Here is a 20,631-nt window from a genome sequence, read left to right on the forward strand (position 1 = left end):
CGTCTCGCCGCCTGCCGCGTCCTCAGCCGGGCAGGCGTTCCCAGATCGTGACCTCGGACAGCGTGTGCTGGAACTTGCGGCGGGTCTCGCGGATCACGAAAGGCACCTCCGTGGGGCCGTCGATCAGGCGGAAATGCCGCCCCAAGTGGTCCTGCAGGCCATCCAGCGTGGTGTAGTTCTCGGCGTCCTTCTTGAACCCGCCGATCCAGGCGGCGCGCGGCGTGTGCTCCTCCAGCCAAGTGTAGGGCGAGGTGATCATCAGCAGGCCGCCGGGCACGATGCGCGTGTGGATCTGGTCGAGGAACTTGGCCGGATCGTATAGCCGGTCGATCAGGTTGGCCGCCAGCACCAGGTCGTAGCCGGTGAACTGGGTCTTGAGGTTGCAGGCGTCGCCCTGGTAGAACTCGACGCGGTCGACCGTGTCGCCCAGGCCGAGCTCGGCGAGCGTGCGCGCCTTGTACAGGACCAGTTCGCCCTCGTCGGCCAGGGTGTAGCGCAATTGGCCGGTCTGGATCAACTGCACGCCCTGGCTGATGAAGCGCGCCGAGAAATCGACGCCGGTCACCGCATCGAAGGTGCGCGCCAGTTCGAAGGTGGCGCGGCCGGACGCGCAGCCCAGGTCCAGGGCGCGGCGCCGAGGCCGCTGTCCCATGGCCTCGATGGCCATGGCCGCCAGCGTGCGCGAGAAGTTCGCGACGCCGAAATACTCGTCGCCGTAATGGAATTCGGCGTACTCGGACATCAGCTTGTCGGTTTCGTAATAACCGCTAGGCGCTACCGCCGGGGCGTGCGACACCACGTAGCGAAAGCCCGCGTGCTGGAAGAAATGCCGCCGGAAGGCATAGCGCGAGGCGCGCACCGCCTCGTTGCCGCAGGACACCCAGGAGCCGCCCTTGATCAGGTTGTGGCGGCCGTCGAAGGTCGGCGTGGTGAAATCGTCGTAGATCGGGTGGACGTCGAAGCCGTCGAAGGGGTAGGTGGGCGTTTCGGTCCATTGCCAGACATTGCCCACCACGTCGTACCAGTCGCCGTGCCGCCAGGTGTCCACCGGGCATGACGAGGCCCCGTGGTCCAGGTGCAGGTTCGCATTCATGGGACTCTCGCCCGGGTCCGCCAGGCCGGCCGCATCGTACAGGCGGTACCATTCGTCCTCGGTGGGCAGGCGCACGGGCTGGCCGGTTTCGGAGGCCTTCCAATTGCAGAAGGCCTTGGCCTCATGGTAGTTGACCTCGACCGGCCAGGCCCAGGGCATGGGGATTTCCTCGGTCATCAGCCGCAGCGCCCAGCCCTGGGTTTTCTTGATCCAGAACGTCGGATGCTGCGCCTGGCTGAACGACAGCCACTCGCGCCCCTCGTCGCCCCAATTGTGGTGGTTCAGGTAGCCGCCGGATTCGACGAACGCCAGGAACTCGGCGTTGCTGACCAGGTGGCGGCTGGCCTGGAAATCCTCGACCTGCGCCTCGTGGCGGCCGTATTCATTGTCCCAGCCGTACTGTGGCGAATCGTAGGATTTGCCCACCGATACCGCGCCGCCGGCCACGGGCACCAGGGCGTTGGCCGGCGCCGGCGCGGCGGTGTCGCCCCGGGGTGCCCAGGCGGCCGAGGGGCGCACGTGGTGCAGCGCGTGCTGGCGGATCAGCACCGAGGAGGTCTCGAGGTGAATGCGCTCATGCTCGATCCCCATGATGATCGCCCACCAGGGGTTGGCCCAATCGATGGGCGACTGCAGGGGCGCGTGATCGATCAGGTCCAGGACCAGGGCGCGCACCCGGTCGCGATAGGCCTGGACCTCGGCCACCGTCGGCCAGTCGTAGTGGGTGTCGTCCAGGTCGTCCCAGCTCATCTCGTCGACACCGACGGCGAACATCGACTCCAGCCGGTGATCCAGGCGGCGGTCGATCATGCGCGTGAGCAGCAGCTTGTTGACGAAGAACGTCGCCGTATGGCCAAAATAGAAGATCAGCGGATGGCGCAGCGCGATCGGCTTGATCGTGTAGGCCTCCTCCGAGGCCAGGCACTCGAACAGCGACTCGTAGCGGTCGAAGGTGTCGAGGAAATAATGGCGGATCGTGACCCGCAGCCGCTGGACGTCCGGGTCGGCCAGGTCCGGCGTGCGCGAGAAGCGCGGCGGGGAGGCCGTCCCGGGGGCGTTGGCGGCGGGATTCGCGGGGGCTGCGGTCGAGGACATGGCGGATTCGGGGGCGGGTTCAGGGGCGGTGGTCATGGTTCGTGGGGGACGGTCATATCCTGTTTAGGGTACACCCGTCTGCGCGCGAGGCGCCATGCCCGGTCAGTATCCATAGAAACCCTCGCTGCGGATGGAAGCCTCGGGCATGCCGGCCGCGGCCAGCGCCTCGCCCAGCGCCTCGATCATGCCGGGCGAGCCCGTGATGTAGATCCAGGGATCGCTCAGGCCGTCGGCCGCCCGGCGCACGGCGGCCGCGTCGATCCGGCCGTGCAGGCCCTCATGGCGTTCGTCGGGCGCGGTGAAGGTCGCCAGCAGGCGCACCTGCGGATTCAGGCGCGTGAGTTCGCGCAGTTCGTCGAGAAACGCCGCATCCCCGGCGCGGCGGTTGGAATACAGCAGCACGAAGCGATGAGGCGTGCCCGCATGCGTGGCGTGGCGCAGCATGCTCATGTAGGGCGTGATGCCGATCCCCCCGGCCAGCAGGACCAGCGGCCGCCCGGCGGTCTCGGGTAGCGTCAGCTTGCCGTAGGGGCCGCTGAATCGCGCCGCCGCTCCCGGCACCAGCGCGGCCAGCGCCTGCTTGAAGGGCGTGTCGCGCATGCGGGTGGCGATGCAGAGCGTGTCCTCGTGCGGCGCGCTGACCAGCGAGAAGGTGTGCTTCAGCGGCGGCGCGTCGGCGTCCGCCTGCGGCAGCGCCAGCGATATCGTCTGTCCCGGCACGAAGGCAAAGCCCTCCGGCTTGGCGAACCGGAAGGCCTCGGTGTCGCGGGCCACGGTGGCGCGATCGATCAGGCGGGTGTCGTAGGTGGGCATGGGGGCTCCTGGAAAGTGGGCCGCATGCGGGCCGGCGCCGCCTCAGCGCGACGCCGCCGTTTGCGCCCTCGGTCCATGAGATGCGGACCGGACGTCCGGCGTTCCCGGTCATGATACGCCCCGGGCGGCGCGGGTGCGCGCCGCGCTACTCGTGGGGAACGGGCCCGCGCATCCCGGTGACTTCCTCGACCTTGACCGGCTCGGTGTACGCATTCCCGAAATGCGTCCGGATATGCGTGACGACGTTGGCGATCTCCTCATCCTTGAGCATGCCGTTGAACCACGGCATGGCGCCCTGGCCGTTCAGCACGACATAGATGGGATAGCCCGGCGCGGCCAGCCGGGGATTGTCCGCCAGGGCCGGGTACCGGCCCGCCCCTTGCGCCCCCTGGCCATCGGCCATGTGGCAGGCCATGCAATAGTGCCGGTAGACCTGCGCCCCGTCGAGGGCGGGACGCAGCGACGGGTCGCCGCCCAGGTGGCTGCTGGAATCGCCGTCGGCCCAGGATATCGCGGCCCACAGACTGCAGGCCAGGCCCGCCGCGAGCCGCCGTCGGAATGTCGGGGAAATGTTCATGATCAAGCCGCCTGTGCGCGTTGATGAAGCTGCTGCAGAGTATCCAGCGCCGATTGCAGGGCGCCCTCCATCCAGCCGGGGGTATAGGACACGTGGTCGCCCGCCAGGGCGATGCGCCCATCCATCGTCGCCAGCGCCGCGTAGTGCGTCTTGCGGGCCTCCTCGGACCAGCGTGCCCGGCAGCCGAGCATCCAGGGCACCCGGTGCCAGCCGACCGAGGCGCCGCTGAGGAATTCCTTGCGGTACTGCGGATGGATTTTTTCCCCCTGGCTGAGCGCGGCTTCGATGCGTTCGGCGGGACTCATGCCGGTCAGGTTGAGGCCGCCGGGGACCGCCGTGGCATACGCGGCCAGCAGGACCGCCGGCCCGTCCGACATGAATCGGTCGTTGGGGTACGAGATCAGCTGGATCTCCTGGTCGGTGATCGAGGTGCCGCCGTAAATGGCGTCGTCTTCTTCCCAGAAACGCCGGCGGAACTCGAGCCCGATCTTGGTATAGGAGGAATAAGGCACGGCGCGAATCGCCGAGAGCATGGCTTGGGAGGCCTGCACCTCGATCTGGCCCAGGACGGTCAGCGGCAGGGTGCAAATGCACCAGTCGGCGCTGCGCTGCGCGGTGCCGCCGCCCTGCGTATCCTCGTAAGTCACCGTGACCTGCCGCTCGTCCTGGGCGATGCGGGTGACGCGCGCGTTATGGCGTATGGGCACGCCGTTCAGGGCGCGGACGAAGCCCCGGCTGATCTGGTCCATGCCGCCCACGGGCTGGAACATGGTGGGCTGCGCGTTGTAGACCAGTTGCGCATTCAGGCCCTGCCAGACCGAGGGGTGCAGCAGATCGGCCAGGTCCAGCAGCGGTCCGGGCTCGGGTGCGCCCTGGCGCCCACCGCCGGGCGCGTGCCGGTAGCCCCGGCGCACGGCCGTCTGCAGGCTGGAACGATAGCGGTAGTCGGCGTCCAGCAGGCCCCATCCCTGCAGGGCCTGCAGCAATTGGTCGCGGTCCTCGACGCCCACGGGCAAGTCCAATTGCTCGTTGTTGACGGCCTTGGCCAGCAGTTCCGTCAATTGGCCCTGCATGTCCGACCAGACCTCGCGCAGGCGTTGCGGCCGGCCGCCGAACGCCTGCGTGCTGTGGAAGTAGGCGTTGTGGTTGAACTGGATGAACGCCTCGAGCGGCACCCCCAGCGCCTTGCAATAGTGCAGCACCGCGCGATGGTGGTGCGGGATGCGCCACGGGCCGGGATTGAAATAATTGCCCTCGGCGAACGTGATTTTCTGGGTGGCGCCGCCCAACTCGGTATAGGTGTCCCCGCCTCGCAAGGTCCAGTTGCGTCCACCGGAGCGGTTCTGGTATTCGAGGATCTCGACCTCGTAGCCGGCCTTGCGCAGTTCATAGGCGGACAGCAGTCCCGACAGCCCGGCGCCGAGGATCAGGACCTTGGAGCCCGGCTTGGCCGGGGACAGCGCGGGAGGCCCCGAAAATGTCGATTCCTGCGCATGCCCGAGCGCGGTCATGGCATGGTACATGGCTGCCGCGCCCGCTGTCAGCCCGATGGTCTTGAGCAACTGGCGGCGGGTCGGAGACGTAGGCATTGTCATGGTCACTCCAAAAGACGCTAGGCCATATACTTGAAACCTGAATTAGTAACATTAGTAACATAACGAGGCCGGATGATCCAGCTGTGAACGTGCTGGAAACACCGCGTTTTGACCCCTGCGGCATCAGGGATGACCCTGACTGCGATACGGAAATGCGTCACAATACTCGTTTCCCCTTTTGCTTGATGGAACGCCTTATGACCCGGATCGTCTTGTTCGAAAACATTCACCCCAGTGCCAAAGAGGTATTCGTGGCCTCGGGTTTCGACGAGGTGGTCACCTATCCCGGCGCGCTCACCGGGACGGAACTGCGCGAGGCGCTGCGCGGCGCCCATGTGGCGGGAATCCGCTCGCGCACGCAGCTCGACCAGGCGGTCTTCGCCGAGGCGGTCGACCTGCGGGTGGTCGGCTGCTTCTGCATCGGCACCAACCAGGTCGATCTCGAGGCGGCTGCGCTCAAGGGCATTCCGGTGTTCAACGCGCCGTTTTCCAACACGCGCTCGGTGGCCGAGCTGGTGCTGGGCGAGGCCATCCTGCTGCTGCGCCGCATCCCCGAAAAGAACGCCCGCGTCCACGAGGGGTACTGGGACAAGACCGCCGACGGCGCCTACGAGGCGCGCGGCAAGACCCTCGGGATCGTCGGCTACGGCAATATCGGCTCGCAGGTCGGCATCCTGGCCGAGTCCGCCGGCATGCGCGTGCTCTACCACGACATCGAGGCCAAGCTGCCCCTGGGCAATGCGCACGCCACCTCGTCGCTGAAAAAATTCCTCGCCCAGGCCGACGTGGTGACGCTGCACGTGCCCGGCGGCAAGGACACCGCCAACCTGATCGACGCCGAGGCGATCGCCGCCATGAAACCCGGCGCCATCCTCATCAATGCGTCGCGCGGCACGGTGGTCGACATCCCCGCCCTGCACCGGGCGCTGAAATCCGGCCACCTGTCGGGCGCGGCCATCGATGTGTTCCCGGTCGAGCCCAAAAGCCGCGACGAGGCGCTGGACAGCCCCCTGCGCGGCATGCAGAACGTGATCCTGACCCCGCACATCGGTGGCAGCACCCAGGAATCCCAGGAAAACATCGGCCGCGAGGTCGCGGAAAAACTCAAGCGCTTCATCACCAGCGGCACCACCAAGGGCACGGTGAACTTCCCCGAGATCTCATACCACGAGCAGGCCGGCGCCGCCCGCATCATCCACATCCACCAGAACGTGCCCGGTGCCATGGGCGCGCTCAGCAACCTGATGGGCGAATACGGCCTGAACATCGTCAGCCAGCAGCTCCAGACCCGCGGCAAGATCGGCTATGCCATCACCGACGTCGACGGCGACGTTACCGACCAGGTGATCGAGGGCCTGCGCGCCCATCCCATCACGATACGCTGCAATCTGATCTGAGGCCTGCCCAGCGCGCCACGCCGGCGCGCTGGACCGCGCCCGTATCGTCTCTCCCCGCGCGCCGGCTGAGGCCGTCCGCCGGGGGTATGCATTCCCCCACAGCAGCCCTATACTGGGCGCTCCTGCTTCCTGACCTTCCTGTTCCTCGTGCTTGCCCGGTTCGCGTCCGGGCGTGTTGATCTAGGTCAGTACCCTGCCTGCGAGCAGGGGTTATGGTGAGAAATCATCTGAAAAGGAGCGCGCATGGACCAGCCTTCCTCCTTCAAGGCGCTTCGCGGCAAGCGGCTGCTGACGGTCTGGACACCCGAGGATCGCGCCTTCTGGATCCGGGAAGGCCATGCGATCGCGAACGTCAATCTCTGGGTCTCCATCCCCGCGCTGTTCCTGGCTTTCGCCGTCTGGCAGATGTGGAGCGTCGTCGCCGTCAACCTGCCCAACCTCGGCTTCCAATACACGGAAAACCAGCTCTTCTGGCTCGCGGCCCTGCCGGCGCTTTCAGGGGCCACGCTGCGGATCTTCTATTCCTTCATGGTGCCGGTGTTCGGCGGGCGGCGCTGGACGGCGCTCACCACGGCCAGCCTGCTGCTGCCCACGATCGGCGTGGGCCTTGCGGTCCAGGACCCGAATACGCCCTATTCGACGATGCTGGTCCTGGCCTTGCTGTGCGGGCTGGGTGGCGGGAATTTCTCGTCGTCGATGGCGAACATCAGCTTTTTCTTTCCCAAGGAACGCAAGGGCTCTGCCCTGGGACTGAATGCGGGCCTGGGGAACCTGGGCGTGTCCTCGGTGCAATTCCTTGCGCCCATCGTCATCACCATCGGCATGCTGGGCCCCTGGGCCGGCGGCCCGCAGCAGGCGCGGCTCTCGGGCATGCACGGCGGGCCCATCGAGGTCTGGGCCCAGAACGCGGCCTTCATCTGGGTGCCCTTCATCATCATCGTCTCGATGATGGCCTGGGTGGCCATGCATGACATCGCCGACGCCAAGGCCTCGTTTTCCGAGCAGGCGGTGATCTTCCGGCGCAAGCACAACTGGATCATGTGCTTCCTGTACCTGGGGACCTTCGGTTCGTTCATCGGGTTCTCGGCGGGCTTTCCGCTATTGATCAAACTCCTCTACCCCGAGGTCCGGCCGCTGCAGTATGCCTGGCTGGGGCCGCTGGTGGGGGCGCTGGCCCGGCCTTTCGGCGGCTGGCTCTCGGATCGCATCGGCGGCGCCCGCGTCACGTTCTGGACTTTCGCGCTGATGGCCGTGGGGGTCCTCGGCGTGATGTCCGCGCTGCCCGGCGGCGGGTCGCCGGGCAGTTTCGGCGGCTTCCTGATGGCCTTTCTGCTGCTGTTCTTCCTGTCGGGCATCGGCAACGGCTCGACCTTTGCCATGATTCCGCCGATCTTCAACACCCTGGCCCACCGCCGGCTGTCCGGCGAGCAGGCCGAAACCGAAGGCGGGCGCGAATCGGCCGCCGTGCTGGGATTCAGCGGCGCGATGGGCGCCTATGGCGGGTTCTTCATCCCCAAGAGCTTCGGCACCTCGATCGAACTGACCGGTTCGCCCTTTGCGGCCCTGGTGTTCTTCGTGGTGTTCTATGTGGTTTCCATCCTGGTGACCTGGTGGTATTACGCCCGGCGGGGCGCCGAGGTGCCCTGCTGACACAGCCGGTGCCCACATCGTGATTCAAGGAGCGACTAACCGTGAGCCATTTCATCGATCGCCTCAAATACTTCAGCCGCAGGTCCGAGCCGTTTTCCAATGGCCACGGCAGCGTGGTCCGCGAGGACCGGACCTGGGAGGACGCCTACCGCAATCGCTGGCAGCACGACAAGATCGTCCGCTCCACCCATGGGGTCAACTGCACGGGATCCTGTTCCTGGAAGATCTACGTCAAGGGCGGGATCGTCACCTGGGAAACCCAGCAGACCGACTACCCCCGGACACGGCCCGGCATGCCCAACCACGAGCCCCGCGGCTGTCCGCGCGGCGCCACCTTCTCGTGGTACCTGTACAGCGCCAATCGCGTCAAGTACCCCATGATCCGCGGCCGGCTCGCGCGGCTTTGGCGCGAGCAGCGCCAGAGCCTCGATCCGGTGCGCGCCTGGGAGGCCATCGTCACCGACCCCGAGCGCGCCGCGCAGTACAAGACCATGCGCGGGCTGGGCGGCTTCGTGCGTTCGGACTGGGACGAGGTCAACGAGATCATCGCCGCGGCCAATGTCTACACCATCCAGCGCTACGGGCCGGACCGGATCGCGGGCTTCTCGCCGATCCCCGCCATGTCGATGGTGTCCTACGCCTCGGGCAGCCGCTACCTGTCGCTGCTGGGCGGCACGGTGCTGAGCTTCTACGACTGGTACTGCGACCTGCCGCCGTCCAGCCCGCAGACCTGGGGCGAGCAGACCGACGTCAGTGAATCGGCCGATTGGTACAACTCCAGCTTCATCATGCTGTGGGGCTCGAACGTGCCCCAGACCCGCACGCCGGACGCGCACTTCATGGTCGAGGCGCGCTATCGCGGCGCCAAGGTGGTGTCGGTGTTTCCGGACTATTCCGAGGGGGCCAAGTTCGGCGACATCTGGCTGCACCCCAAGCAAGGCACGGACGCGGCGCTGGCGCTGGCCATGGGCCACGTCATCCTCAAGGAATTCCACCTCGCCGGCCGCAGCGCCTATTTCGACGGCTATTGCCGCCAGTACACCGACATGCCGTTCCTGGTGCGCCTGGTGCGCCAGGGCGATCGCTACGTGCCCGAGCGCATGGTGCGCGCCTCGGATTTCCCAGACCGCCTGGGCCAGGACAACAACCCCGAATGGAAGACCGTCGCCTATGACGAGCGCACGGGCGAGATCATCGTGCCGCAGGGTTCGATCGGCTTTCGCTGGGGGCAGGCCGAGGGCGGCGACGCCGGCAAGTGGAACCTCGAACTGAAGGATGCGCGCGGCCACGAGGTCCAGCCGCGCCTGACGCTGCTGGGCGCGCAGGACGAGGTGGTGCCGGTGGCCTTCCCGTATTTCGGCGGCCGGCACCACGATTATTTCCAGGGCACCGATCACGACGAGGTGCTGGTGCGCAACCTGCCGGCGCGGCGCATCCTCACCGTCGAGGGCGAGGTGCTGGTGGCGACGGTCTTTGACCTGTTCGTCGGCAACTACGGCATCGACCGCGGCCTGGGCGGCGAGAACGCGGCCGCGTCCTACGACGACGACGTGCCCTACACCCCGGCCTGGCAGGAGCGCATCACCGGCGTCAAGCGCGCCGACGTCATCACCGTGGCGCGCCAGTTCGCCGAGAACGCCGACAAGACCCGGGGCAAGTCCATGGTCATCCTGGGCGCCGGCCTGAACCACTGGTACCACATGGACATGGCCTACCGCGGCATCATCAACCTGGTGTCCATGTGCGGCTGCGTGGGCCAGTCCGGCGGCGGCTGGTGCCACTACGTGGGCCAGGAAAAGCTCCGTCCCCAGACAGGCTGGACGATGCTGGCCTTCGCGCTGGACTGGCTGCGCCCGCCGCGCCACATGAACGGCACCTCGTTCTTTTACGCGCACACCGACCAATGGCGCTACGAGCAGCTGCGGGTGCCCGAACTGCTGTCGCCGCTGGCCGATCCGGCGCGCTACGAGGGCAGCCTGATCGACATGAACGTGCGCGCCGAGCGCATGGGCTGGCTGCCGACCGCGCCCCAGCTGCAGGCCAACCCGCTGGCCGTGGTGCGCGAGGCGCGCGCCGCGGGCGTCGATCCCCGCGAGTACGTGGTGCAGGGCCTGCGCGAGGGCCGCCTGAAATTCGCCTGCGAGGATCCCGACCATCCCGACAACTTCCCGCGCAATATGTTCGTCTGGCGCTCGAACATCCTGGGTTCCTCGGGCAAGGGCCATGAGTACTTCCTCAAGCACCTGCTGGGCACCCAGCACGGCGTGCAGGGCAAGGACCTGGGCGAGGACGGCGGCGCCAAGCCGCTGGAGGTCGCCTGGCACGACGAGGCGCCGCAGGGCAAGCTCGACCTGCTGGTGACGCTGGACTTCCGCATGTCCACGACCTGCCTGTACTCCGACGTCGTGCTGCCGACCGCGACCTGGTATGAAAAGAACGACCTCAACACCTCGGACATGCATCCGTTCATCCACCCGCTGTCCGCGGCCGTCGATCCGATCTGGGAATCGCGCAGCGACTGGGAAATCTACAAGGACCTGGCGCGGAAATTCTCTGAACTCGCCGCCGGGGCGGGGCTGGACAACGAGGACCTGGTGATGCAGCCCATGCAGCACGATTCCCCGGGCGAACTCACCGACCCCTTCGAGGTGCGCGAATGGCGCAAGGGCGAATGCGAGCCCATCCCCGGCAAGACCATGCCGAACCTGATGGTCGTGAACCGCGACTATGCCAACGTGTACCAGCGCTATACCGCCCTGGGGCCGCTGGCCGAGACCCTGGGCAACGGGGGCAAGGGCATCGCCTGGGACACCAAGGACGAGGTCGGGTTCCTCGGCGACCTGAACAGGCGCGAGCGCGCGGAGGGCGTCAGCCAGGGTCAGCCGCGCATCGATTCGGACATCGACGCCTGTGAAACCATCCTGGCGCTTGCCCCGGAGACCAACGGCCACGTCGCGGTCAAGGCCTGGGCCGCGCTCTCGAAGATCACCGGCCGCGACCACACCCACTTGGCGCGCTCCAGCGAGCACGAAAAAATCCGCTTTCGCGACCTGCTCGCCCAGCCGCGCAAGATCCTGTCCTCGCCCACCTGGTCGGGTCTGGAGTCCGACAAGGTCAGCTACAGCGCGGGCTATACCAACGTGCACGAACTGATCCCCTGGCGCACCCTCACCGGTCGTCAGGAACTCTACCAGGACCACCCCTGGATGCGGGATTTCGGCGAATCCCTGTGCGTCTATCGCCCGCCGATCGACACCAAGACCATACGCCCCATGCTCGAAAAGAAGTTCAGCAACGGCAATCCGCAGGTGGTGCTGAATTTCATTACGCCGCACCAGAAATGGGGGATCCACTCGACGTATTCCGACAACCTCATCATGCTGACGCTGTCGCGCGGCGGCCCCATCGTCTGGATGTCCGAGATCGACGCCGCCAAGGCCGGCATCGTCGACAACGACTGGATCGAGGTCTTCAACGTCAACGGCGCGCTGGTGGCGCGCGCGGTGGTCAGCCAACGCGTGCCCGAGGGCATGACGATGATGTACCACGCACAGGAAAAACTGGTGCACATCCCCGGGTCCGAGATCACCAAGGGGCGCGGCGGCATCCACAATTCGGTGACACGCACGGTGCTCAAGCCCACGCACATGATCGGCGGCTATGCGCACCTGTCCTATGGCTTCAATTACTACGGCACCGTCGGCTCCAACCGCGACGAATTCGTCGTGGTGCGCAAGATGCGCGAGATCGACTGGATGGACGACACGCACGAACTGTCCGTGCAGTCTCAGGCTTGAGGGAGGGTTGCATGAAAATTCGCGCGCAAGTCGCCATGGTCCTGAACCTGGACAAGTGTATCGGCTGCCACACCTGTTCGATCACCTGCAAGAACGTGTGGACGTCCCGCGAGGGCATGGAATACGCATGGTTCAACAACGTAGAGACAAAACCAGGGGTGGGCTATCCCAAGGAATGGGAGAACCAGGACCGCTGGAACGGCGGCTGGCGGCGCCGCGCCAACGGGCGGATCGAACCGCGCCAGGGCGGCCGCCTGAAACTATTGTCGCGGATCTTCGCCAATCCCAACCTGCCGCTGATCGACGACTACTACGAGCCCTTCACCTACGATTACGACTATCTGCAAAACGCGCCCGAACGCAAGACGCCGCCCACGGCGCGGCCGCGCTCGCTGATCAGCGGCCAGCGCATGGACAAGATCGAATGGGGGCCCAACTGGGAGGAAATCCTCGGCGGCGAGTTCGCCAAGCGTTCCAAGGACTACAACTTCGAGGCGGTCCAGAAGGACATCTACGGCCAATTCGAAAACACCTTCATGATGTACCTGCCGCGCCTGTGCGAGCACTGCCTCAATCCGACCTGTGTGGCCAGCTGCCCGTCGGGCTCGATCTACAAGCGCGCCGAGGACGGGATCGTACTGATCGATCAGGACAAGTGCCGCGGCTGGCGCATGTGCATCTCGGGGTGTCCCTATAAAAAGATCTACTACAACTGGAAATCCGGCAAGGCCGAAAAGTGCATCTTTTGCTACCCCCGCATCGAGGCCGGCATGCCGACGGTCTGTTCCGAGACCTGCGTGGGCCGCATCCGCTACCTGGGCGTGCTGCTGTACGATGCCGACGGCATCGAGGCGGCCGCCAGCGTCGCGGACGAAAAGGATCTCTATCAGGCCCAGCTCGACTTGTTCCTGGACCCCGAGGACCCGGAGGTCATCCGCCAGGCGCTGGCCGACGGCATCCCCGAGAACTGGCTGATCGCCGCGCGCCATTCGCCGGTCTACAAGATGGCCGTCGATTGGCGGATCGCCTTCCCTCTGCATCCCGAATACCGGACCCTGCCCATGGTCTGGTATGTGCCGCCGCTCTCGCCGATCCAGTCCGCGGCCAACAGCGGCCAGATCGGCAGCTTTGGCCAGATCCCGGACGTGCAATCGCTGCGCATCCCCTTGCGCTATCTCGCCAACCTGTTGACGGCGGGCGACGAGGCGCCGATCGCCCGGGCGCTCGAGCGCCTGCTGGGCATGCGCGCCTTCATGCGGGCGCGCACCGTCGACGGCCAGGAGCGCCTCGACATCCTCGAGCAGGTCGGCCTGTCGCTCGCGCAGGTCGAGGACATGTACCGCTACCTGGCGATCGCCGACTACGAGGATCGCTTCGTGGTGCCCACCGCGCATCGCGAATCGGCCGAGGATGCCTTCGACCTGCGCGGCGGCTGCGGCTTCACGTTCGGCAACGGCTGTTCGGACGGAGCCTCGGGCGGATCCCTGTTCGGCCCCAAGCCGCGCAAGGGCCGCAAGCCCACGGTCGTGTTCCTCGATCCCGCGCGGACCGCATGAGGAGGCGCGCATGACGACGACTACGACGGCCGCCGCGGGCACACCGGTGTATTCGGTGCTGTCCGCGCTGCTGGGCTATCCCGATCGGGACCTGATCGATGCGCTGCCCGCGCTGGCGGCGGCCCTGCCGCCCGATGCGCGCGCGCGGCTGGCGCCGCTGTTCGATGTCCTGGGCGGCCCGGGCGACCTGATCGATCTGCAGGAACGATACGTGGCGACCTTCGACCGGCGCGCCGCGCATTCGCTGCACCTGTTCGAGCACATCCACGGCGAGTCGCGTGACCGCGGCCAGGCCATGGTGGACTTGCGCGCCGAGTACCTGCGCCATGGCCTCGAGCCCGCGACCGCCGAACTGCCGGACTATGTGCCGCTGTTTCTCGAGTTCCTCGGCCAGATCGATCCCGACGAGGCGCAGGCCCTGCTGGGCGATGCCATCCACGTGCTGGCCCGCCTGGGCGACAAGCTGGCCGAGGCGCACAGCCCCTACGCCTGCCTTTTTTTCGAACTGCGCCGCCTGACCCCCGTCGAGCCCGAGGCGCTGCCCGAGCCGCCCGAGGGCGCCATGGAGGAAACCATGATCACCTTCGGCCCCGGCGCCGACGGTACCGAGCCGCCGATCATGCGCGGCGCCGGCCATTCCGACGGCGCGCAACCTATCGTGTTCCATCCGCCGCGCACATCCCGGGGATCCGCGGGCGGCCAGACGCAGGAATAGGAGATACCCATGAAAGCCTATCTCGAGCTGTTTTTTTTCGGCATCTATCCCTACATCGCCCTGACGATCTTCCTGCTGGGCAGCCTGGTGCGCTTCGAGCGCGAGCAATACACCTGGAAGAGCGATTCCAGCGAGCTGCTGCGGCGCGGCTCGCTGGGCTGGGGCAGCAACCTGTTCCACATCGGCATCATCTCGCTGTTCTTCACCCACCTGGTCGGCCTGCTGACGCCGCCGGCGGTCTACCATGCCATGGGCGTCAGCACTCAATTCAAGCAGCTCATGGCCGTCGTGGTGGGGGCGATCCTGGGCCTGATCTGCCTGGTGGGCCTGATCCTGCTGATCCATCGCCGCTGGACCGAGATCCGGGTGGCGCACAACACGCGCGTCTCCGACTGGGTGACCCTGCTGTGGATCCTGCTGGTGCTGGTGGTCGGCCTGGTGTCGATCTTGACCTCGATCCACCACAAGGACGGGGCGGTGATGATCCAGCTGGGCGACTGGGCGCAGCGCATCGTGACCTTCCGCGGCGGGGCGGTCGAGGCGCTGGCGGGCGTGCCCCGTGTCTATCTTTTGCACATGGTGCTGGGCATGACCCTGTTCGTGATCTTTCCCTTCACGCGCCTGGTGCATGTCTGGAGCGGCTTCGCCTCGGTGACCTACCTGGGACGCGCACGCCAGATCGTGCGTCCCCGCTAGGGCCGGATCGGGGGTGCGCATATGATTACCGTCAACGGCATTGTCATCACCGAGGCCGACATCCTGGACGAGGCGTCCCGGCACGCGGCCGATCCCAATCCCCGCCTGGCGGCGGGCCACGAACTGGTCCTGCGCGAACTGGTGCGCCAGCGCGCGCAGGACCTGGACCTGCCGCCGGACGACGACGAGGCGATCCTGGAGGCGGTGCTCGCGCACGACGTGCGCACCCCGCAGGCGGACGAGGCCAGCTGCAGGCGCTATTACGAGCGCCACCCCGACGAGTTCCGCGAGGGCGACCTGGTCGAGGTCCGGCATATCCTCTTTCAGGTGACGGCGGGGGTCGACGTGCAGCGCCTGCGGGCGCGCGGCAACCTCGTCCTGGCGGAGCTGCACCGGGACGGCGCCGCGCATTTCGCGCGCTATGCCGCGCAATACTCCAACTGTCCGTCCGGCCGCGAGGGCGGGGACCTGGGGACCCTGGCGCGGGGCGATGCGGCGCCCGAATTCGAGCGGGCCGTGTTCGCCATGCCGGCCGACAGCCTCGGGCGCGAGCTGATCGAGACCCGCTACGGATTCCACATCGTGCACACCGGGCGCAAGGTCGAGGGCCGTTCCTTGGCGTTCGAGGACGTGCGCGGGCGGCTGGCGGCCTGGCTCGAGGATTCCAGCCGCCGGCGGGCGGTGCATCAATATTTGCGGCAGCTGGTGGGCGGCGCCCGCATCGAGGGCATTCCCATGGAAGGCGCCGAGTCGCCGCTGGTCCAGTAGCCGGCCGTCAGCGCGCCCGGGCGGTGATCCGGATGGGCGATTCGGCCGGGCCCTGGGCGGCCCGCGGCGGCGGTTGCATCACGTCGGCCAGCGTGTGCCGGTTCAGGTGGTCCATGAAGGCCTGCAGGGCGCCGGCCACGATGGGCGTCAGGCCGCACTGGCCGCTGAGCACGCAGGTATTGTTCGCGCCCATGCATTCCACCAGCGCAAGGTCGTTCTCGGTGTCGCGGATGACCTCGCCCAGCGGGATGTCCGAGGGATCGTGGGCCAGCTGCATGCCGCCGTTCTTGCCGCGCACCGTATGGATCCAGCCGCGCTGCGCCAGGCGGTGGGTGATTTTCATCAAGTGCGGTTCCGAGATCCCATAGGCGCGCGCGACCTCGGCGATCGTGCACAGGCGATCCGGGTGCCTGCCCAGGTGCATCAGCAGGCGGATCGCGTAGTCGCTCATGTTGGTCAGGCGCATGATGGGTCCCCGGCCGTGGCGCTCAGCGGGTCGTCGCAGCCGTCGCCAGGGGCGCCTGGACGGGCTGCGGCTGGTCGGGGCGCGGGCGGATCAGCATCGGGCCGAAGCGCCACAGGTACAGGCCTATGGACAGGATCCAGGCCGCCGCGGCGAGATGCAGCAGGTGCGGCGTGGCCGCCGACGGCCACAGCGCGGCCAGCCGCAAGGCGACGGCCAGCACCATCAGCCAGTGGTTGGCCAGCATGCTGCCGTCCAGCGCCAGCGGGCGCCCGAGGTGGCCCAGGGCGGTGCGGTTGAGCATGCCGATGATCAGGATGCAGAAACCCGCCATGCCGATCAGGTGGACGTGGGTGGCGCTGCGCGCGAACAGGCCGCGCGCCGTGGCCGGCTCGAGCAGGCCGCTGAATTGCAGGGCGGCGGCCAGCAGGCCGATGCCGATGAAGGCATAGCCCAGGTACAGGATCCAGAGCATGGGTTTGCGCACCACGGCGCCGGGTTTCCAGTAGGCCAGTTGGGCCAGGCTGATCAGGCCCGTGACCGCGAGGGCCGCAGCCATCGGGAGGGGCAGGCCCAACAGTCCGGCGACCAGGGCGAACGCGCTGAACACCATCTGGACATGGCCCGACCGCGTCAGCATGGGAATCTGCAGGCCGGGCACCATGCGCATGGCAAAGAACGGGATCACGCGCCGCGCGATCAGCAGCGCCACGATGGCCATGCCGATCAGGCCCAGGTCGAAGCGCTGCATCAGCAGGACGTAGTCGCCTTCGAGCGCGGCCAGCAGGTACAGCAGGTCGGCGGCGCCCAGGATCAGCATCAGCACCGGCAAGCCATAGTTGCGGCGGCTGCGTCCCTTGACCATGACGCGCATGAGGCTGGCCGCGGCGACCAGGAAGAACAGCAGTTCCACCGCGGTGGCGGCCCAGAAGCCGGCCGTGCCGCCGGCGAGGAAGCCGATGCGCGCAATCACCCAGAGGATGCACAGGGCGGCAAGCGGCCTGCCTTTGAGCGGATTGAAACCCGTCCAGGTTGCGCTGGCGGTCAGCAGAAAGCCCACCGCGATGGTGATGATGAAGCCCCACAGCATTTCGTGGGCGTGCCAGGCGACGCCCCCGAGGGGGCCGTCGAGCAGCCGGGGCGCGTAGATCCACAGGGCGATCGACACCAGCGCCCATAGTGTGCCGGCGAGGTACAGCGGCCGGAAGCCCAGCGCCAGGAAGGCCTCCATCGAGGGCCGGTTGGCGGTGGCCGTCGGCGCTTCGTCAACTTGCATCAGTCGGGACATGGTCGAACTCCGTGGGGGGGCGATCCGGCGTGTGGCTGATCTGGTAGCCGTACCAGAGGCTGCGCGCGACGCGGTGGGCGAATTCGTTGGCCTGCTCGGCGAAAGGCCGGTTGTCGAAGCCGTCGGTGGTTTGGCGAAACAGGTCCAGCCAGCGCACGAACATGTCGCCCCGCAGGTCGGGAAGGGCGACGTGGCGGGGCATGGGCGTGCCGCTGTAGGTGCCGGTGCGCCGCAGCAGCGACGACCAGAAGCGCACCATGCGTTCGAGGTGCTCGTCCCAGTCGTCGATGTGGGCGTCGAAGACCGGACCCAGGACGGCGTCCGCGCGCACCCGGCGGTAGAAGTCATGGACGAGCGTGGTGATCTCGTCCTCGGTACAGAGTTCGGCGGAAGGCATGGGGGCGACGGCCGGCGTGTTTTAAAGGTTCATATTATAGTTATCTTTATGCGCCGTGCAAAGCGCCGCGAGGAGCCCGGGATTCAGACCACGAGCGCCAGGATTCCGATGCCCAGCAGCGCGAACAGGGACATCCGCCTGAGAAAGGCCTGGCGGCTGCCCGCCTGGCGGTGCAACAGGGCGCCCAGCAGCGTGGCGCCGATGGCGAAGGGCAGCAGCATGACGGTCCAGACGCCTTGCCGCGCGGTCAGGTCGCCGGCCAGCCCCACGAGGATCAGCGTGGCGGATTGCCCCAGGAGGAAGAACAGGATGCTGGCCGCCCGTATGGCGGCGTGGCCGAGGCTGCGGTCCGACAGCATATAGAGCACCACCGGCGGGCCGCCGATGCCCGCGATCGCCGTCATCACACCGCTCAGCAAGCCGGCCAGGCCGTCTTGCACGGTACCGCGCCGCCCCCGGTAATGCCAGCCCGCCAGCATCAGCAGCGCGAGCGTGATGACCATGAGTGCAACGGTCTTGCGCATGGTGGCCGGATCCACCCATTGCAGCATCGCCAGGCCGACCGGCATGCCGAACAGCGAGGGGATGAGCAGGCGCATCACGAGTCGCCAATCCACCTGGCGTATGGCATCCGGCAGGATCGGCAAGGATACGATCGAGCTGATGCCCAGCACCAGCACCAGGACGTCCGTGGGCGGCATCAGCAAGCTGAATATCGGCGCCATCAACAGGCCGGCCCCGAATCCGGTGAAGCCGAGCAGCAGGCCGCCCGAAAAGCTCGCCGCCGCCAGGACGAGAAACACCGGCCAGGCCGGAAGCTGCGTGACCAGCCAGTCCGGCATCATCGCTCGCCGCGCCGGCGCGGCTGCTTGATCGGGATGCTGCGGCGCCTCATGTGACGGTGATGGGACACGGCCCTAAACCGCGACCGGGGCGATGATCTTCGGGTGGGGGTCGTAACCGCTCAGGGTGAAGTCTCGGTACTCGAAAGCAAACAGGTCGGTCACGTCGGGGTTCAGCTGCATGGTCGGGAAGGGCCGGGGGCTGCGGGCGAGCTGCTCGCGCACCTGGTCGAGGTGATTCAAGTAGATGTGGGCATCACCCAGAGTATGCACGAATTCGCCCGGGTACAGGCCGACGACCTTCGCCACCATCAGGGTGAGCAAGGCATAGCAGGCGATGTTGAAGGGCACTCCCAGAAAGAAGTCGCCGCTGCGCTGGTAGAGCTGGCAGGACAGCCGGCCGTCGGCCACGTAGAACTGGAACAGGGCGTGGCACGGGGGCAGCGCCATCCTGCCGATGTCGCCGGGGTTCCAGGCGACCACCATGTGGCGGCGCGAGTCGGGGTCGGTGCGCAGCGCCTCCAGCAATTGCGCGATCTGGTCGATCTCGCGGCCGTCGCCGGTCCGCCAGTGCCGCCACTGGTGGCCATAGATCGGCCCCAGGTCGCCGTCCTCGGGCGCCCATTCATCCCAGATCGTGACCCCGCGCTCCTGCAGCCAGCGCGCGTTCGTGTCGCCGCGCAGGAACCACAGCAGTTCGTAGATGATGGATTTCAGGTGCAGCTGCTTGGTCGTCAGCAGCGGGAACTCCCGCGCCAGGGAAAAGCGCATCTGCAGGCCGAACAGGGACAGCGTGCCGGTGCCGGTGCGGTCGGCCTTGCGCGTGCCCCGGGCCAGAATGGCCGAGAGCTGCTCCAGGTACTGGCTTTCGGCGGGGTTGGTCCGCGTCTCCGCGTGCGCGGTCCGCATGTCGGGACTCCTCATGCCGCCGGAGTGGCCGCGTCCTGCACTTCGCTGCGCAGCGCATGCAGCAGTTCGCTCTGCACCTCGATGAAGCGCGAACTGGTGATGAATTCCTGCGTCCGGGGCTTGGGCTCGTCGATGTCGACGGCGAGCTTGACCCGGCCGGGGCGCTTGCTCATCAGCAGCACCCGGTCGGAGACGAACACGGCTTCGGCGACGTCGTGGGTGATGAAGATGATCGTGGGCTGATACTGCTGCCAGAGCTGCAGGACGAGCTCCTGCATCATCAGGCGGGTTTGCGAGTCCAGCGCGCCGAAAGGCTCGTCCATCAGGATGACGCCCGGCTCCGAGATCAGGGCGCGGGCGATCTGCACGCGCTGCTGCATGCCGCCGGACAGCTGGTAGGGATAATGTTTTTCGAACCCGGTCAGGCGCACCGCCTCGAGCAGCTGGCGCGCGCGTTCCAGATAGGTCGCTTCGGGCATGCCGCGGGATTTCACGCCCAGGGTGATGTTCTCCAGCACCGTCAGCCAGGGAAACAGCGACGCCTGCTGAAAGACGATCGAGCGGTCGGGGCCCGGTTTGGAGACCGGTACGCCGCCCAGCAGCACGGTGCCGGTCGACGGGCTTTCAAAGCCGGCGATCATGTTCATGGCGGTCGATTTCCCGCAGCCCGTGGGGCCCAGGATGCTGATGATCTCGGCCGCCTTGATCCGGACGTTCAGCGAATCGACCGCCAGGGTCGCTTGGCCGCTGTTGCCTTGCCGCGGATAGGTTTTCGAGACGTTTTCGAAAACCACCATGTCCTCGCGGGGGTCCCCGCCGGTTTGCGCGTTCAAGTCCGATGCGCGGACATTTCTCAAATCATTCATGTTCATTTCTCCAGCCTCCAGTTGTCGGTCTATGTTTTCGTTCTTGTTCTCACGGTGTACTTTGCGTCGGTTTTATCGGATCATGTCGGGGGCCTCCCTGAACGATTCTCGAGC

17 protein-coding genes are annotated in these 20,631 nt (G+C 66.9%); 7 read left to right on the forward strand and 10 right to left on the reverse strand.

All coding sequences use genetic code 11. The annotated features are described in order from the left end of the window. Positions 1 to 22 precede the first annotated feature (22 nt). From ovoA to OOZ48_RS07780, 4 genes are all read right to left on the reverse strand, one after another. Entirely contained in the window at positions 23 to 2,224 is a 2,202-nt protein-coding gene (ovoA, locus tag OOZ48_RS07765) for a 5-histidylcysteine sulfoxide synthase (protein WP_269497071.1), read from the reverse strand. Positions 2,225 to 2,290: 66 nt separating this feature from the next. Beyond that, positions 2,291 to 3,001 carry a ferredoxin--NADP reductase gene (locus tag OOZ48_RS07770; RefSeq protein ID WP_269497072.1) on the reverse strand — a complete coding sequence of 237 codons (711 nt, stop codon included), beginning with the start codon at positions 2,999 to 3,001 and terminating at the stop codon, positions 2,291 to 2,293. Positions 3,002 to 3,146: 145 nt separating this feature from the next. Further along, a complete protein-coding gene (locus OOZ48_RS07775) occupies positions 3,147 to 3,578 on the reverse strand; it encodes a c-type cytochrome (RefSeq protein WP_269497073.1) in 432 nt (143 codons plus the stop codon). A gap of 2 nt (positions 3,579 to 3,580) precedes the next feature. Next, positions 3,581 to 5,173: a flavin monoamine oxidase family protein gene (locus OOZ48_RS07780; protein ID WP_269497074.1), complete on the reverse strand. Its 1,593-nt coding sequence runs from the start codon at positions 5,171 to 5,173 to the stop codon at positions 3,581 to 3,583. A 197-nt stretch (positions 5,174 to 5,370) separates the two neighbouring features. Between OOZ48_RS07780 and serA the strand changes: the two genes are divergently transcribed. The 7 genes from serA to OOZ48_RS07815 all read left to right on the forward strand — a co-directional run bounded on the left by serA (position 5,371) and on the right by OOZ48_RS07815 (position 15,752). Further along, positions 5,371 to 6,570: a phosphoglycerate dehydrogenase gene (gene serA / locus OOZ48_RS07785; RefSeq protein ID WP_269497075.1), complete on the forward strand. Its 1,200-nt coding sequence runs from the start codon at positions 5,371 to 5,373 to the stop codon at positions 6,568 to 6,570. A 243-nt stretch (positions 6,571 to 6,813) separates the two neighbouring features. Then, complete coding sequence (locus tag OOZ48_RS07790) at positions 6,814 to 8,220, forward strand: NarK family nitrate/nitrite MFS transporter (protein ID WP_269497076.1); 1,407 nt, start codon at positions 6,814 to 6,816, stop codon at positions 8,218 to 8,220. Between the two features lie 41 nt (positions 8,221 to 8,261). Next, positions 8,262 to 12,017 (forward strand): nitrate reductase subunit alpha, encoded by a 3,756-nt coding sequence (locus OOZ48_RS07795; RefSeq protein ID WP_269497077.1) that lies wholly within the window; start codon positions 8,262 to 8,264, stop codon positions 12,015 to 12,017. 11 nt (positions 12,018 to 12,028) lie between these two features. Next, positions 12,029 to 13,573: a nitrate reductase subunit beta gene (gene narH / locus OOZ48_RS07800; protein ID WP_269497078.1), complete on the forward strand. Its 1,545-nt coding sequence runs from the start codon at positions 12,029 to 12,031 to the stop codon at positions 13,571 to 13,573. A gap of 10 nt (positions 13,574 to 13,583) precedes the next feature. Further along, positions 13,584 to 14,288, forward strand: a complete 705-nt coding sequence (narJ, locus tag OOZ48_RS07805; protein WP_269497079.1) for a nitrate reductase molybdenum cofactor assembly chaperone — start codon at positions 13,584 to 13,586, stop codon at positions 14,286 to 14,288. 9 nt (positions 14,289 to 14,297) lie between these two features. Then, complete coding sequence (narI, locus tag OOZ48_RS07810) at positions 14,298 to 14,984, forward strand: respiratory nitrate reductase subunit gamma (RefSeq protein WP_269497080.1); 687 nt, start codon at positions 14,298 to 14,300, stop codon at positions 14,982 to 14,984. Positions 14,985 to 15,005: 21 nt separating this feature from the next. Beyond that, positions 15,006 to 15,752 (forward strand): peptidylprolyl isomerase, encoded by a 747-nt coding sequence (locus tag OOZ48_RS07815; RefSeq protein ID WP_269497081.1) that lies wholly within the window; start codon positions 15,006 to 15,008, stop codon positions 15,750 to 15,752. A 7-nt stretch (positions 15,753 to 15,759) separates the two neighbouring features. Here OOZ48_RS07815 and OOZ48_RS07820 read toward each other — a convergent pair whose 3' ends face one another. The 6 genes from OOZ48_RS07820 to OOZ48_RS07845 all read right to left on the reverse strand — a co-directional run bounded on the left by OOZ48_RS07820 (position 15,760) and on the right by OOZ48_RS07845 (position 20,517). After that, entirely contained in the window at positions 15,760 to 16,218 is a 459-nt protein-coding gene (locus OOZ48_RS07820; RefSeq protein WP_269497082.1) for an RrF2 family transcriptional regulator, read from the reverse strand. 22 nt (positions 16,219 to 16,240) lie between these two features. Beyond that, complete coding sequence (locus tag OOZ48_RS07825) at positions 16,241 to 17,503, reverse strand: NnrS family protein (protein WP_269497083.1); 1,263 nt, start codon at positions 17,501 to 17,503, stop codon at positions 16,241 to 16,243. Further along, positions 17,481 to 17,900 carry a group III truncated hemoglobin gene (locus tag OOZ48_RS07830; protein ID WP_269497084.1) on the reverse strand — a complete coding sequence of 140 codons (420 nt, stop codon included), beginning with the start codon at positions 17,898 to 17,900 and terminating at the stop codon, positions 17,481 to 17,483. Before OOZ48_RS07830 ends, OOZ48_RS07825 begins: the two co-directional genes overlap by 23 nt. An 83-nt stretch (positions 17,901 to 17,983) precedes the next feature. Further along, positions 17,984 to 18,742: a sulfite exporter TauE/SafE family protein gene (locus OOZ48_RS07835; RefSeq protein ID WP_269497085.1), complete on the reverse strand. Its 759-nt coding sequence runs from the start codon at positions 18,740 to 18,742 to the stop codon at positions 17,984 to 17,986. A 75-nt stretch (positions 18,743 to 18,817) separates the two neighbouring features. Then, positions 18,818 to 19,651, reverse strand: a complete 834-nt coding sequence (locus OOZ48_RS07840) for a thymidylate synthase (protein ID WP_269497086.1) — start codon at positions 19,649 to 19,651, stop codon at positions 18,818 to 18,820. A gap of 11 nt (positions 19,652 to 19,662) precedes the next feature. Next, positions 19,663 to 20,517 (reverse strand): ABC transporter ATP-binding protein, encoded by an 855-nt coding sequence (locus OOZ48_RS07845; protein WP_269497087.1) that lies wholly within the window; start codon positions 20,515 to 20,517, stop codon positions 19,663 to 19,665. Positions 20,518 to 20,631: the final 114 nt, after the last annotated feature.

This window comes from Castellaniella sp. S9 (assembly GCF_027257175.1).
In the GTDB taxonomy this organism is placed as follows: Bacteria; Pseudomonadota; Gammaproteobacteria; order Burkholderiales; family Burkholderiaceae_B; genus Castellaniella.